The sequence below is a fragment of the Coleofasciculus sp. F4-SAH-05 genome (assembly GCF_040222985.1).
Classification (GTDB): Bacteria; Cyanobacteriota; Cyanobacteriia; order Cyanobacteriales; family Coleofasciculaceae; genus Coleofasciculus; species Coleofasciculus chthonoplastes.
On sequence record NZ_JAVKBY010000007.1, the window covers coordinates 1 to 14906 of the forward strand.

The window sequence follows — 14906 nt, forward strand, 5'->3', positions numbered from 1 at the left end:
TTTTTTTATTTTTTAAAACTCGCTACCCCACCCCCCCCGTCGTGCATGGGACCTTAACAAAACCCCCTCCCGCGTTCCCTGGCCACGTCTCTACATACCACCGCCTCCTTAGATGCAATAGAGGCTTACTTCCAACACTTAGAAGCTGTATTATTAAAGATTGGCTATTTACATCCTCACACCGCGACATCCCGCATGGAAAAGTTCAGACGCCTGTATTACCGCGCTATGCTGACTCCAGAGGAAGTCTCCATGCTTAGAGGTATTCTCCGTCAGACAGAATGGGCGGTACAATTTATGCCGAGATCAGAACAAAATAATTCAGAATCCTAGAGGCTGTCTTAAAATATAGACTTTCAGTCGATAAATTGTGACAATAGCCAGGTTCACATCGTCAGGACTATCTTGATGACGGTTTCATGAGTAAGGATTTAGACGTGAGTTGTGTTGGAGGTATTTTCAGTGGCAGTGTCTAGGGGCAATCCGTATAAACCCAATCGCAACGAGTCCGAATCACGACGAATCTATCGTTCTCGTCGGGTGTCTCGTCAACGTCGCCTTCGACAAACCTTGCCCTTAGAACAGAATCATGCCCCCTCAACACGCCGTCTGCGGGCGGTTCCACCGAATTCTGCCCAACCCAATCGCCCCCAACCCTTACCCCTCAACCGTTCTACCCAGAATCCCAGTGAACCCTCGATTTACCCCAATCTGAAGCTACCTAAACTGCGGACGATTAACGGGATACCCATCAGAGAAACGCCTCCAAATCGTCCCATGAGTCGCCCTCCGGCTGCAACCCCCTTATCCCAACCCTTGAACCCACGTCAGGAAAAGAATTCACGTCGGCAAAAGCGGCGTTCAACTGTCTCGACTCCACCAGAGGTTAAACCCAAGCGTCAATCCTCTCGTTCTCAACCCGCCCAGACGAGGAAATACCGGCGTAGTCGGCGTTCCCCCAAACGCTCTACGGGTATATGGATTCACGTTATCCGCCTATTGATTCTCGGCGTGGGCATTGGCGCGATCGCAGGTACTCTATTATCAGTATTAGATCCCACTAGCAAAATGTCGATGCGATCGAGTGAGGCGGCGGAAGAAAACCCTCAAGAAAGCCCGACGAATCAAAGCATTACCCCAGTACTCCCATTGCGCCAAGAAATCTCCCCCCTGAAAGCCCAAGTCCAAACCTTAGTCGCCAAAAATCCTAAATTGCAACCGGGTGTTTTTGTGGTGGATTTGGATACCGGTGCCTATTTAGACTGGGAAAGTCACTCTATCTTTCCCGCCGCTAGCACGATTAAAGTCCCGATTCTGGTGGCATTTTTTCAAGAGGTGGATGCGGGTAAAATTCGCTTAGATGAACCCCTAACCATGGAACCGGAAATGATCGCCAAAGGTTCAGGGGACATGCAATATCAAAAACCTGGGACGCAGTATAGCGCCTTAGAAGTGGCAACCAAGATGATTACGATTAGCGATAATACCGCCACCAATATGATTATTCATCGCCTCGGCGGTATCCAAGCCCTGAATCAACGGTTCATCTCCTGGGGATTAACTGCAACGGCAATCAATAACCCCTTACCGGATTTAGACGGAACGAATACCACAAATGCCAGAGACATGGCAAACTTATTGTATAAGGTGAATCAAGGGGGATTATTGAGCCTGCGATCGCGCGATCGTTTATTGGATATCATGCAGCGTACCGTAAATAATTCCCTAATTCCTCAAGGATTGGGTTCAGGGGCGACAGTTGCCCATAAAACGGGGGATATTGGTTCAGTGTTGGGAGATGTGGGTATTGTGGATATGCCTACAGGCAAACGGTATCTCATCGTCACCTTGGTGAAACGTCCCCACAATGATGCTAGCGCCTCGGAGTTAATTCGCAATCTTTCCCGCACCGTTTATGACTATTTCCATAAACCAACAGTCACACCAAGTCTCAACTCCATGCCGATTAGCACACCTGCCATGATGGTGAGTGGATTACTGATTGGTTTGCAAGGGACAATGTTGTAATTTTCTTATGTCTTACATCCTTTTTTATGATTATGCCGAGTTTGGATTTGAATTGGAAAATTATGGGGGAGGATATTTATTTTTTGAGGTAACGGATGATGAGCTAAGTTCAATCACAAGTATATTAACAGGTGTTGGCAAAGAAGTAGTTAGCTTAGATGAACTAGAATCAGCAACATCATACGTTGATTTTGTCTTTGATTACGAAGGCATTGCTTTTGAGTATCCCTATAACACTATAGGATGATCAGATTGGCGTATTTAACAGCAGCAGAAACCGTTCTGGTGGGTGTAATGTGTGCGTCACCGGAATGGGAAGGGTTTCAAGTCATCTTGGAAAATTTCCATATCCATGGACTTTAAACATTGAATCAGAAAGGAGATGGAAACGGTACGCGATCGCAGATAAAATAAACTAAGGTTGGACACTCCCGGTGAACATCCGCTACATCCGCGACAACATCCACTGCTAACGTTTAAGGAAACCGATGCCTTCCCCATTTGATGAATATGCTTGTGGGCGGGGGATGTTAGGATTGCGTCCTGGGGTGCAGTTGATCGGGTTAGCGTTGGCACATGCGGGACGATTACGCAAGTATGGGGCGTGATTGACCAACATTAATCGGACAGGTAGGGGCGCATAGCGATGCGCCCTTGGCATAGTGATACCAAATCCGGGTTAGCTACCCCCGCTATAATTTAGTCCGCGCAGGCGGACTTTGTTCGTTTAGCCGCGATTTCAATCGCCTCCTCAGCTTTAGCGTAAAATCGAAACATAAGTACATAATTAGAACTAAAACGCAACAGGGGCATCTGTCAACGATGGAAAGTAAAAGCACTCAAAGTCAGCCAGATATGAAAAAACATGAAATGCAAATGAGACGGATTACCAGTTATCAGGCACTGTGGAGACCCCTGGATAATAAAGGTCACTTTTGGTTTACCTATTTTGATGGCGATAGAGAACGCACGGAAGATTTAGATGTAGACAATTTCCGAATCATGCTCGATATCTTAGATACAGATAAGCCGATTTTCGGCGATCACTCCACATCTGCTGTTGCCGTACATTGGCCCGACAATGATATCCAGACTGGAGCATGGGCATAATTGGAACAGAGATAGGCAAGATGGGGGAGGTAAAAAAAAGGAGAGTGTTGTGTAGGGGTGGGTTTTACAACCATCATTTTTAACCTCTCCCAGATGCCACTAAACCCGCCCCGATTAAGTGCAAGCATTAAAGAGAGATTCCCTATCTCCCTTATCGCCCTCATTTCCTCATTCCCTCATTTATCTTGGAATCCTGGAGCCATCTGCCATCTGCCTTGGGCAGTACCAACGTGTAAGTATTCAACCGGACATGATATGAAGCAGGTGGGATGAAACGAATTACCAGCTATCAGGCATTGTGGAAATCTCTGGAAAACAAAGGTCACTTTTGGTTTACTTATGCTGATGGTGAACAAGAACGCACCGCTGATTTAGATACCAAGAACTTCCAGATGATTCTGGAAATGCTGGGAACCCAGAAGCCAATTTTCGCCGAAGGCACCACCTCGACTGTGGCATTACATGGGGTAGTTTCCCAGAAACGCAAGTGAGGTTCCGCTTGGAGATTCGCACTGAGGAGGGCCCCTGGGGGAGTTGAGGGAGTCAACAAAGGACGAATGACATAAGACATAAGACGAGCCTTACCCCTGCTGACTGACTGATGGGATGTGATCTAACACAATTGTTAAGATATTTCATCAATGGTGCCCTTTCCCTGAATAATGATATAAGGAGAATTTTTTGGGAGAGGTTATTATGGCTTACGTATGCGAGATAGGCACGGGCCACAGAGTTTACCTCGATAATCAAGGAACACAGACAGTTGTCACCACCCTCAGTGGGAGTCCAGGACAGCAGCAACAAGCCAGTAACGGGTTTCAAACAGGAAACTGGACATCACCGCCGGAGATATTCCGCACGCCTAACGGTGTGGTGTTAAAGATTTCTACAGCGCAAGGAGATCATTTTATCCAAGTGCAAGGAAGCAGCATGAGCGTAATCAGTGGAACTCCGTCTAGTTCCCAACAAATGCAAGTGCAGCAAGTCGATAGCACCCCCGCTTCATCCATGCCTTCAATGGAACCGATGAAGCCCATGGAACCAATGAAACCCATGGAACCGATGAAGCCGATGAATATGGGAGACATGCAAATGAACATGAACCCCATGGAAATGCGGATGGGCAATATGGAGATGCGGATGGGATCACCGAAGTCATCTTCATCTCCGGCTCAAAGCAGCAAAAGCTTTTGCCCTCAATGCGGCTCATCCCTGACGCCTAGCGCTCGCTTTTGTTCAAGTTGCGGACATCAGCTCAATTAAATCTGATCGTGGACAGCCGAAGCTGTCACACCACAGATTTTAAATTTGTAGGTTGGGTTAAAGTCATATTTTGCCATTTCGTAGGTTGGGTTGAACGCAGTGAAACCCAACACACTCTGGTTTAAACTTCCAGACCCTAATCCAACCTACGCCTTAACGTATCAATCTAATTTTGCTAATTTGGCTAATCAGCTTACCGACTAGGCATTATCTTAAATTATCAATTAAGTAAGTTGGTGGTAGGTAGCCAAATTCAATTTCTAAACCCGCCCCTACACACCCTAAGAATGAAAAATGACGAATGACAAAAGGATGACCAATGCCCATTAAAGTTAGCCTAAATCATCAACTTGCTTATCACTTTGAGCGCCCCATTATTCTTGGTCCTCACACCCTAGGATTACATCCATCCCCTCACTGTCGCACACCCATTCAAAGTTATTCTCTAACCATCCAGCCTCAAGAGCATAATTTAACCTGGCAAAATGACCCCTACGGGAACTGCCTCGCCCGGTTGAATTTCCCCAAGCCTACCGATACTCTCGCGATTGAAGTCGATATTATTGCCCAACTGCAACCGATTAATCCCTTCAATTTCTTAGTTGAACAGTATGCTGAACGCTATCCCTTTAACTATGATCCCCAACTCCAAAAAGAACTGAGTCCCTTCCTAGACATCAGCGAATCAGGAAAACTCTTATCTGATTGGGTAGAAGAAAATCGAAAAAATGACATCTATATTACCGGATTTTTAGGGGCAATTAATCAACAGCTTGCCCAAGATATTACTCATACCATACGCTTAGAAACCGGGATTCAATCCTGTGCAGAAACCCTGACCCAAAAAGTTGGTTCCTGTCGCGATACCGCCTGGTTACTGGTGCAAATCTTACGGCATTATGGTTTAGCCGCCCGATTTGTTTCCGGCTATCTGATTCAACTCAAAGAAGACAATCCCCCTGTCGATGGACCCCCAGGCATCGAAGCCGATTGTGCCGATTTTCACGCTTGGGCAGAAGTCTATCTTCCCGGTGGTGGTTGGATTGGTTTAGATCCCACATCGGGGTACTTGGCGGCGGAAGGACATATTCCTCTCGTCTGTACTCCCAACCCAGAAGCCGCTTCTCCGGTGAGGGGAACCAGTGAACCCTGTCAGTCTCAGTTAGAATTTGCGGTGAAGGTGTCGCGTCATGAGAACATCGCCAGCCCCAGTCAACCCTATACGGAAGCCCAATGGCAACAGATTGATAGTTTAGGCAAAGCGGTAGACGAAACGCTACACCGTGCAGGTGTGGGCTTAACCATGGGAGGTGAACCCACTTATGTCTCCATTGACGATTTTGAATCTCCCCAATGGCAAATTGCCGCCCTCGGTGACGAAAAACGCAAAATTGCTGGACAGTTACTCAAACGCTTAGAAGCCCGGTTTTCTAAGGGAGGAGGATTACTGCATTATGGGTTAGGAAAATGGTATCCGGGTGAGATTTTACCCCGATGGGCATTGGGATGCTACTGGCGCAGTGATGGTACTCCGATTTGGCGGAATCGAGAGTGGTATGCAGAAGAGGGGAAGGATTATGGGCATAAAGCAAAACAGGGGGAGATATTTATTCAGGCATTAGCGAAGCATCTAGGTGTTAATCCTGACTGTATTATTCCCGCCTATGAACATGAAGGAGACATTGGTGGGTATGTTTTACCGATATTACCTGTATTAAAAGATGAGCAATTGTATTGGAGTACCTGTCATTGGCGATTCCCGGATGAGACGTTGAATCTTCTGGTTGGTGACTCCCCCGCCGGGTTCCGTTTACCCCTGAATTCCATCGATTGGTCCGAGGAATTGGTACAAGAAGGAATCGTCCCATTGGAGGCGAATCCAGCCCTACCCAGTCCGGAATTTATTGACTCACCTGATAATACGATTCGGATTGGTTTAAGTGTAGAAGCTAGGCAAGGAATTTTACATATCTTTTTGCCTCCTTTGACTTCGGCGCGAAGTTTCTTAGATTTAATCACCGCGATTGAAGAAACGGCGGCAAAGGTTAAAACTCCAGTATTAATTGAAGGGTATACCCCTCCCGGTAATGGGGGAATTGAAGGGTTTCAAATTACCCCTGATCCAGGTGTAATTGAGGTCAATATTCATCCAGCCGGAAATTGGCAAGAATTAGTGGATATTACCACAATCCTGTATGAAGAGGCACGGCTTTGTCGTCTGGGAACTGAAAAATATACCTTAGATGGACGACGAGTCAGTACGGGGGGCGGCGCTCATATTACGATTGGCGGCAAAACGCCCTTAGAGAGTCCCTTATTGCGGCGTCCGGATTTACTCAGGAGTTTGATTAGTTATTGGCAAAATCATCCCAGTTTATCCTATTTGTTTGCAGGGCTATTTGTCGGACCCACCAGTCAATCGCCCCGTGTGGATGAGGCGCGACATGAGAGTTTGTATGAGTTAGAAATTGCCTTTCAAACATTACAACCGGGTAAGGAGGTAGCGCCAGAATTAGTAGACCGACTGTTACGCAATCTCTTAGTTGATGTAACGGGGAATACTCACCGCACCGCTTTCTGTATTGATAAGCTTTATCCGGTAGAAAATTACCGCAATCAGTTAGGATTATTAGAATTTCGGGCGTTTGCTATGCCCCCTCATTGGAGAATGAGTTTACTGCAAATGCTGCTAATTCGGGCGCTGGTGGCATGGTTTTGGGAGCATCCCTATACCCAGAAGTTAATTCGCTGGGGTACGATGTTGCACGATCGCTTTCTGTTACCGTACTACATCGGCGAGGATTTGCGGCAGGTGATCCGTGAGTTGCAGGAGGCGGGATATCCGTTTAAATTGGAGTGGTTTGAGCCGTTTTTTGAGTTCCGGTTCCCGCGCTATGGCGAGATTAACCGAGAGGGCGTAGAGTTAGAATTACGGCACGCGATCGAACCCTGGCACGTTTTAGGAGAAGAAACAGGTACGGGTGGAACCGCTCGTTATGTGGATTCTTCTATGGAACGCATACAGGTAAGATTGCGGGGAGCGATGGGACATTCGCCAAATCGAGATAATGTTTCATCCCGTTATCAGGTTACTTGTAATGGGTATCCGGTGCAGTTAAAGTCTACCGGAATACCGGGAGACTATGTGGGTGGGGTACGCTTCCGCGCCAAGGAATATGCGGCGTTATTGCATCCTTCAATTAGTTCTCATTCACCATTAGTCTTTGACATTGTAGATACCTGGATTCAACGGTCAATTGGTGGCTGTCGTTATTATGTGAATCATCCCAATGGCATCATTTATGATAAATTTCCCGTTAATTACCGAGAAGCGGAGTCACGGATGTTAGAACGGTTTATCTCCGAGGATCATACACCGGGAATAATTTCGATGCCACCCTTATCATTGAGTCCGGAATATCCGTTGACATTAGATTTGCGACAGGTGAATTTGTTTAAGAAAGAGACATAACTTGAATGGCACTGAAATAAGCATTTTTGTATCGCCGAAACCTTTGATCTACCGTAGGGTGGGCATTGCCCACCAGCTTTAAGTCAGTGGCATTCGACATAACTTGATACAATCCTGTTTGTCGTAGGCGAGAGAAGCTCCTCAGAGAAGAGGACTAAAGTCCTCACTACAAACATACCACTTGATTATCGTTCTTATGACGATGGTTGTTCATTGGTTTCGAGTTGTTTCTCAACCAGATCAAGCGCATCTTTAGCTGTTAGATTTTGTTCTAGGATAGCCAGAATACCGGGGAGGTATTGATCCATTGTCATGACATTGGTGTAGACGAGATTTTGCACTAGGGTAGGGGTGAGCCTATCTCCCTCAACATCTATGCTAGTTTTATAGCGAATTTCACCATCGTCGAAATCGAGCTCAAAATTGCCGAGAATCATGCCATAGTTGGCACGGGTGAGGAATTCGGTAAGGGTTGAGCGTTGATCTTCGGGAACAGCTTCAGGATATAAGGAGTAAAATACACATTGGTCTTCTGCTTCTCTCGCCTTAGCAAGGCAAAGCCACTGACCATTTTCACCCTGGAAATTCATGTATAGGATGGGTTCATCCTCGTCTTCAACGAGGGGCCAATCATCAGCTTCAAAGAAGTTGAGCATGGCTTTATAAATGAGTTGGTTCCCCGCACCGTCGGGCTGAAGTTCCTCGCGAGCCGTTTTTGCCCATTCTTGAAAAGTCGCTTCAATAGCATCAATGAATTCGCCAGTAGCGTCTTGAGTGATAGCTTCAAATTCAGTATCTGCTAGTTGTTCAAGGGATTTGGTAATTTCCTCCAGGGTTTCAGCAGAGGTATCTTCGCTGAGTTCGCTAAAGTCGGGCAGGTTTTCCTTAGCCCAGTTTTCGAGGTAGTTGCGAAGGGTTTGTTGGAGTTCTTCTTCTGAGGGAGGATTTTGCATAATAAAGTTTTACGGTTACCCGTTGAAAAGATGGAAATATTTTTAGTTTCTACCTTTTGTATCAATATCAATTGCGACTTTTGGGAAAGACTCACATGCTTCTAAAGAGATGGAAGCTATTTCTCTTACGTCTGCGTTTGTATCTGATGCGGCAACGTGCCTTAACTCTGTAATTAGCTCAGACCATTGTAAGAGTCCTACAGCCTCAGCCGCAGCATATCGAGTAGCTGAATTTCTAGATTTGAGAGCATCAGAGAATATTTGACTAGAGACTGGATCAAATTCGACACTAACTCCTAGTGCCAATAATAAAAGACTGGCTGGATTGATATCCATTTCTTTGATAGCTTTATGTTTTAGCTGTTCAAGAGAATATATTGAAATATACTGATTAAGACAAGAAGCGATTAATTCAATATCTTGTTTATACTTGGCTTTAGCTATCAAGTAAACAACAGGTATAGATGCATCATCAACAAGCTTTATTATAGCTTCTTCAGATTTAATCTCTATCCAGAAAAACTGCTTAACTGAATCATCTAGCTGTTCTGAGCACAGGTAATCGAAAAATAATCCTGACTTAGCATGCAATTGAGTTAGTGAATTTTCAATTTTTTCTATTAATTCTTCAGTGACAGGTTGTTCAGGGAGGTTTTTTAGTACAAAATATTGAATATTCATCAGTGTTTTTTGCCGAAATAATTTGCCAACATTCTTTTCAATTCTATTATAAGTAGTTGTTCAGCTTGCTGTAGAACTTCAGGTGGCTTCGATTCTACTTTTGCGTTTAACCATGTTGAGAAAGCACTCTGCAACTCATGTAAATCATAACCACTTTGTAGTACAATGACATCAGGTTGTTTAGCATTTTCCTGAAGATGTTTAAATATCCTTCCAACACGTTTGTGCCACTCTTTGTTTGCCTTTTTAGCTTGCTCAGAGTCTTTGTTATTACTACTTGCTCCTTTTGGTGTCATAGGAGCCAACTTGCCTCCTCTGCCCAAAATATCGTCAAGTTCTCCTTGTCCGCTAGCAACGTAAGAAAAGCCCAAAGCACTAGCAATTCCACTGCCTGGTCTACGCTCTGGTTCCAAAACTTGTGTAAGGTAAGCAGTTGTCGAAATATTTTCTGCTAGGAAGCTAAAGTGTTCTTTGCGATCAAGTGGTAATTGGCTTCTGATGCTTCCTAGCTCAGTTAAAATTTGCTTAGAATTGGGCTTCCTGAGTAAGGTAGCAATCTGAGCATGTGAAAGACCATATTCTTGAGACAGACGCTTTAGAGAACCTAAAAGCTGTGGATAAGCTGCTCCAAGTTGTACAAATTTAGGATTAGAAATGATTACATGCTTGTCAAAATAATACTTCAATAGTCTATTTTTGCTGACTTGATTAGCATCGAGCAGTGCTTTTATAGACGGATCTTTGGCGAGTTCTCTATACTGTGATGCGCTCTTTGCTAAAAGTTCTTGCTTATAATATTTTCGTTGCGGACTTTCGACAAAATATGTTCCCAGATTATTCGGATCACTAATGTCTACATCTACATTTTGTTCCATTTTCAAGGTGTGTGGACTGTTATCAGACTGTGAGCTATTATCTCTGTCTGCTTTCTTCTTCTCTTGTATTCTCCTTAACAGGACGCGCTGTTCATCTCGATCTAATGATCCTGCTCTTTCTCCAGCTAGGATTTTGTCTTCAGCATCTTGGATACGTTGCTGAGCCGCTGCGTTCCCACTGATATGTTTTGTCAAATATTCCTGTTCAGCTTGTGCCAAAATGCCTTCTAACCAACGACTTAGCTTCTCATAAGTGAGTTTGCGGGTGCCAATAACAGGCTCTCCTGGATTAATTCGAGCGTAAATTTCACCACCAGAACGTAAGCTAAGGGATGTGAGTTTATAACGTCTTTTTAGAGATTTTAGGGTGCGATTCAGTTTCCCCTTGCTGACACCTTTCTTTAATAGCTTTTGTAACTTAGGACGCATTGAGGTAACTGCCTTATCAAGGCGTTTTTTCTTCTGAGCAAGTGTTTCTTCATCATCCTCATCTTTTTTCTTCCTATTTTTGTTATCCTTACTCTTCTTCCCTTTCTTCCCTTTCTTCCCTTTACCCTTAAACCGCTTCATCAAACTCTTCGCCAAGCCCTTCAGCTTACCCGCTACCTTCCGGGCTGCCTTGGCAATCTTGGCGATGATGAAATTAGTAATAAAGTCCAGCAAGACGATCGCGGCTGAAGCCAACAATGCCCCAAACTGAGGACCGGCTGCCCCTGTCTTAATCGCCTTCAAGAACTCGATGAAGCGTCCAAAGGCTTGTATAATCTGACTAACCGTACCCCAAGCAGCCTGTAATCCCTGGATAATCGCCAATACTGCACCCGCCGCAGGCACAATCATTGAGACGAGGCGCTCCAGCAAAACACCAATAATAATCGTCGGTAACGCCTGCTTAACCGCCGTCCAAGCCATCTTACCCACTTCTGCCATGGCGATACCGCCTTGGGTCAAGATCTTCCAAACGGCTGCACCTAAACCGAGAACGGCTTCTAACTTTTGATTGAACCAGGTTTGTACCTGTTCTTTGAAGGCACTCCAGAGGTGATTGCGGATACCATCAGATACTGCCGCCCCTAAATTACTAATCCATTGTCCAGGGTTGGCGGCAATATCCTTCGCCAACACCGCAAAAGCGCCCAAGGCTTTGGCAATCCCTTCACCCAACTTAATCGCCCCCATGACAACGCCTTTGTAGACGCTGACGACAACTAACATCCCTTTCTCAAGCAAACCTAGGGCGGCATCTAGGGCGCCACCTAAAACATCCAAAGCTTTCTGAATTCCCTGATTCAGGTTTTCGGCTAGCTTGTTAACCGCATCTTCTGTCTGCTGAACTTTTTTCGCGATCGCGCTACGCCATTTATCTCGTAATCCGGGCCATTTTGCCAGAAGAGTATCGCCTAAAGCAATCAACGCATCTCCCACCCGGCGGATGACAGCCACAATCCCTTGGCGTGCCTTTTCAATCGCAGCCGTTGCCAGCTTTTTAGCGGCTTCAATCGCTTTTCGCATCGCCGCACGAGCCGCTTCAAAGGCTTTCTGAATCGCTTTCTTAATCCCGTCAAAGAAGGCTTTTGCCTTACTCGCTAACCAACCAAATAACCCACTTGACTCTTCTTCCCCTTTCTGCTTCTCCTCAGCCGCCTTTGCTTCACCCTTCTGACGCTCGGCTTCTGCCTCTGTTTCACCCTTTTCGATTTCCTTGACAGCTTCGGCATCCCCTTCTGCCTGTTTCGTCTCTACCTCTTGCAGCCCTTCACCCACCAGTTTGTCGCCCTCTTGGCGCGACTGGCTGACTAAATCATCCTGTTCTTTGCTCCATTGACCTTGTAACTCAGCCACTTCGCCCTTTGCCTTTGTCCGCTCTTGGGCTTGTTGGGCGATATTATCTTGTTTGAGTTGTTCAACCTCTTGCTGGGCAGTGGCTTGTTCCTCTGCCACCTTAGTGGCATGGTCTTGTTTCTTCGCGGCTAAATCACTTTGCGCTTGAGCAGCAGCGGCTTGAATTTCGCCCCCTTTCTCTTGTTGAGCGAAGATAGACGCGGCATCTCCCATACCATCTCCCCCGGCTCCAGTTGCCAGGGCAGCCCCAGCCCCAGCAGTACCCCCTACGGCTCCTCCACCAGCGCCTCCAGTAATCTGCGCTTTCAGGGTCTTTTGCGGTATCGTTGGTTCAATGTTCTCTACGCCCGTGGGTTTAGCCAGTTCTTGCTGCCCTTTGGCTTGGGCTTGTGTTAAACTCGTTTCCAATTCAGCCCGCTGTTCTTGAGCTTTTTGCGGATCAGCATTGCCCTCCAGTGCCAGTTTCGGTGGAGGTCCAGGGGACATTTGATTCGCCCCTGGATCACTAACTGGCAATCGGGTTACTGATGCCTTCATGTTGCTGATATCAGCATCTGACAGTTTGCCTTCCTCATTCCCCTGCACAGCTGGTGCTGGTGCAGATACCTGGGGCGGGGCTTTTTCTGGGGGTAGGGGTTTGGGTTCGGGGACGGGTTTTTCTTGACCCTCAGCTTTTTTGGCAACGGGTTTAGGTTTGTCGCCGCCTGAGTTGGCTTTCACTACCGCCGATTTTCCAGTTCCTGGTAAGGTATCAGCGGTAGGCGGATTGGCAGCGAGTTCAGATTTTTGTTTGCCAACGTCATTAGACACGGCTGCTGTAACACCCCCCAACGCGGATACTAATTGGGCTGGGGGTAAGCCACTCACCGCACCTAGGGCAGCCGCCGGATCAGTTTGGGAAACATTCGGTGGTGCTGGGGGAGGTGCAGATTCCGCGATCGCACCACCGCCTCCACCGCCTCCAGCCGGGAGACTGCCTGTAGCGGGTTCTTCTGCTAGGGCGGCGAGAGCCACGTCTTTTTCAGCGGATGAGAGCTGGTTACTTTCGGTCTCTGTTTCTGGAGCCACTTCAGCCAATCGTTCCTCCATGGCATTGGCTTCAGCCTCTTCATCAACCGTTGCGGCTTCAACGTCACCCCCACCTGCACTGGCTCCCCCGGCGGCGCCTGCTCCACCAACGCCTCCGGCTGCGGGAGCGGCAACAATATTTGTCTTCGTCTCAGGAGATTGGACTGAATCTGCATCAGGTTGAACGGCTGATTTCGGAGCAGCCTCTTGTCCCGATTTTTGCGGATTTGCCCCAGGCTGTGGAGTTGGGGTATCAGCTTTGGTTGAGGGTGCTGAGGTTGGGCTTTCTGTGGCGACTTCGGTTGGTGTCGTCTGATCGCTCTCAGGATTACCTTCTGTTGAGGGTAGGGTTCTTGTCTCCATAGCCACCGCTTCTGGTTGTGACTTGTCTGAGGGTTGCTCAGAAACGGCTAAATCTGCACCAGCTTCCTTCGCTGCAGAGGGTTGAGGATGAGGAACTCTCCCAGCATCTGGTAGCAGGCTTTTGTTGGAAATCGAGGGAACCCCCTTGGCTTCGGCAGTATCACCAGGTTCTATTGATTGATCCGCTTCACTGGGTTTAAATGTCTGAGAAACATCTTCAGGTTCTTCTGTCTTCCCTTGACCGAGTTGCTGATCCCGCCACAAATTCAACCGATTCTTTACCGGATCGACTCTCTGAATCGGTGATGGATTCCACCCGCCAAACTGCCCTACTTTCGTCTGAATCGGTAACTGGGATCTTTCCGGTGCATAAGCTGGGATATTCGCCGCATTATAACCAAATTGCTCTGCCCCTTCCTTTTGTTCTTGTTGTTCTTGAAGAGATTGGGTTTCCTGATTTTGGGATAACCCTGGCTTCTGAGCGCCAAAGGGACGTGTCTGTAACGGATTGCCATGAGGTAGCTGGGCATTTCTTGCCTGGATGCCTTTGCCGAACCCCCGGGTTCGCAACGGATTGACTGGAGTGGTTTTAGGCTCCAAGGATGCTCTTTTGCGAGCCTGCCGTCGGCTACTCATTGCCCACCTGGTATCAGTTCTTCTAACTTTGGCGCTTTTAGCTTAGCATTTTTTCTGCTTGTTGAATCAAATTCAATGTAACATGTTGAAGGCAAGTTATGTCCAGATTGTAGAGACATTGCATGCAACGTCTCTACTACGATAGAAACGTTAGATGTTGTTACGAAGCGGACTATTATGCTATGTTTTAATAAAAAAAATGTTGGAAGCTGTTTGAGAGTAGTTAACTTTTATCAATTAAAATTAATTGTTTTGAGGCTTCTCGCCGATAAAGCTAAGCTGTTCGGCATTCAAACCTTAATGTCAACAATGACGAAATCCTTGTAGTGCGTTAAGCGAAGCCATGCCGCAGGCTTTGCATCTTGCTCGCTACTAATACGCAATTTAAATGCATGACAGCTTAAAAAGAGTTTATTCAGCAGACCCTATGTATGGTAGCCAAAAAAATAGAGGCACGGCATTGCCGTACCCCTACGTGACGTCCTCCTACACCGACCCTACGGGTACGGTTGTAGGCTTCCTTTGGGGTTCCGTTTCAGAACGACGCTTCCGGCGTTTTATAGTGGGGAATACGCAAGAGCCCACTTCTTGCTTATCGCCAGAGAAACTGTAGTT

General features: G+C 46.7%; 10 protein-coding genes and 1 pseudogene. 8 read left to right on the forward strand and 3 right to left on the reverse strand.

Going from position 1 to position 14906, the window contains the following annotated elements; genetic code table 11:
- Positions 1-84: 84 nt before the first annotated feature.
- The 8 genes and pseudogenes from RIG27_RS00740 to RIG27_RS00775 form a co-directional block, all read left to right on the forward strand.
- Positions 85-333, forward strand: a pseudogene (locus RIG27_RS00740) (RNA methyltransferase); the annotation flags it as partial.
- A 129-nt stretch (positions 334-462) separates the two neighbouring features.
- Positions 463-2028, forward strand: coding sequence for a serine hydrolase (locus RIG27_RS00745; protein ID WP_446341523.1), 1566 nt, complete (start codon positions 463-465; stop codon positions 2026-2028).
- A 7-nt stretch (positions 2029-2035) separates the two neighbouring features.
- Positions 2036-2275: a hypothetical protein gene (locus tag RIG27_RS00750; RefSeq protein ID WP_446341525.1), complete on the forward strand. Its 240-nt coding sequence runs from the start codon at positions 2036-2038 to the stop codon at positions 2273-2275.
- Positions 2272-2391, forward strand: coding sequence for a hypothetical protein (locus RIG27_RS00755; protein ID WP_446341527.1), 120 nt, complete (start codon positions 2272-2274; stop codon positions 2389-2391). The genes RIG27_RS00750 and RIG27_RS00755 overlap by 4 nt, the downstream gene beginning before the upstream one ends.
- 492 nt (positions 2392-2883) lie before the next feature.
- Positions 2884-3138 (forward strand): hypothetical protein, encoded by a 255-nt coding sequence (locus RIG27_RS00760; protein ID WP_446341529.1) that lies wholly within the window; start codon positions 2884-2886, stop codon positions 3136-3138.
- A gap of 269 nt (positions 3139-3407) precedes the next feature.
- Positions 3408-3629, forward strand: coding sequence for a hypothetical protein (locus tag RIG27_RS00765; protein WP_446341531.1), 222 nt, complete (start codon positions 3408-3410; stop codon positions 3627-3629).
- 205 nt (positions 3630-3834) lie between these two features.
- Entirely contained in the window at positions 3835-4401 is a 567-nt protein-coding gene (locus RIG27_RS00770; protein ID WP_446341533.1) for a zinc-ribbon domain-containing protein, read from the forward strand.
- Positions 4402-4720: 319 nt separating this feature from the next.
- The gene (locus RIG27_RS00775) at positions 4721-7873 is read left to right on the forward strand and encodes a transglutaminase family protein (protein ID WP_446341535.1); all 3153 of its coding nucleotides are present in this window, start codon (positions 4721-4723) and stop codon (positions 7871-7873) included.
- Between the two features lie 194 nt (positions 7874-8067).
- Here RIG27_RS00775 and RIG27_RS00780 read toward each other — a convergent pair whose 3' ends face one another.
- The 3 genes from RIG27_RS00780 to RIG27_RS00790 are packed head-to-tail and all read right to left on the reverse strand — an operon-like array spanning position 8068 to position 14291.
- Entirely contained in the window at positions 8068-8826 is a 759-nt protein-coding gene (locus RIG27_RS00780) for a YbjN domain-containing protein (protein ID WP_446341537.1), read from the reverse strand.
- Between the two features lie 42 nt (positions 8827-8868).
- On the reverse strand, positions 8869-9507 hold the full coding sequence (locus RIG27_RS00785) for a HEAT repeat domain-containing protein (protein WP_446341539.1): 639 nt from the start codon (positions 9505-9507) through the stop codon (positions 8869-8871).
- Complete coding sequence (locus tag RIG27_RS00790; RefSeq protein WP_446341541.1) at positions 9507-14291, reverse strand: hypothetical protein; 4785 nt, start codon at positions 14289-14291, stop codon at positions 9507-9509. Before RIG27_RS00790 ends, RIG27_RS00785 begins: the two co-directional genes overlap by 1 nt.
- Between the last annotated feature and the right edge of the window lie 615 nt (positions 14292-14906).

Bases quoted from the DNA above. Each gene is read 5' to 3' on its own strand.
- RIG27_RS00755 (WP_446341527.1), top strand. From the start codon at position 2,272: ATGATCAGATTGGCGTATTTAACAGCAGCAGAAACCGTTCTGGTGGGT.
- RIG27_RS00790 (WP_446341541.1), bottom strand. From the start codon at position 14,291: ATGAGTAGCCGACGGCAGGCTCGCAAAAGAGCATCCTTGGAGCCTAAA.
- RIG27_RS00770 (WP_446341533.1), top strand. From the start codon at position 3,835: ATGGCTTACGTATGCGAGATAGGCACGGGCCACAGAGTTTACCTCGAT.
- RIG27_RS00760 (WP_446341529.1), top strand. From the start codon at position 2,884: ATGAAAAAACATGAAATGCAAATGAGACGGATTACCAGTTATCAGGCA.
- RIG27_RS00750 (WP_446341525.1), top strand. From the start codon at position 2,036: ATGTCTTACATCCTTTTTTATGATTATGCCGAGTTTGGATTTGAATTG.
- RIG27_RS00775 (WP_446341535.1), top strand. From the start codon at position 4,721: ATGCCCATTAAAGTTAGCCTAAATCATCAACTTGCTTATCACTTTGAG.
- RIG27_RS00780 (WP_446341537.1), bottom strand. From the start codon at position 8,826: ATGCAAAATCCTCCCTCAGAAGAAGAACTCCAACAAACCCTTCGCAAC.
- RIG27_RS00785 (WP_446341539.1), bottom strand. From the start codon at position 9,507: ATGAATATTCAATATTTTGTACTAAAAAACCTCCCTGAACAACCTGTC.
- RIG27_RS00765 (WP_446341531.1), top strand. From the start codon at position 3,408: ATGAAACGAATTACCAGCTATCAGGCATTGTGGAAATCTCTGGAAAAC.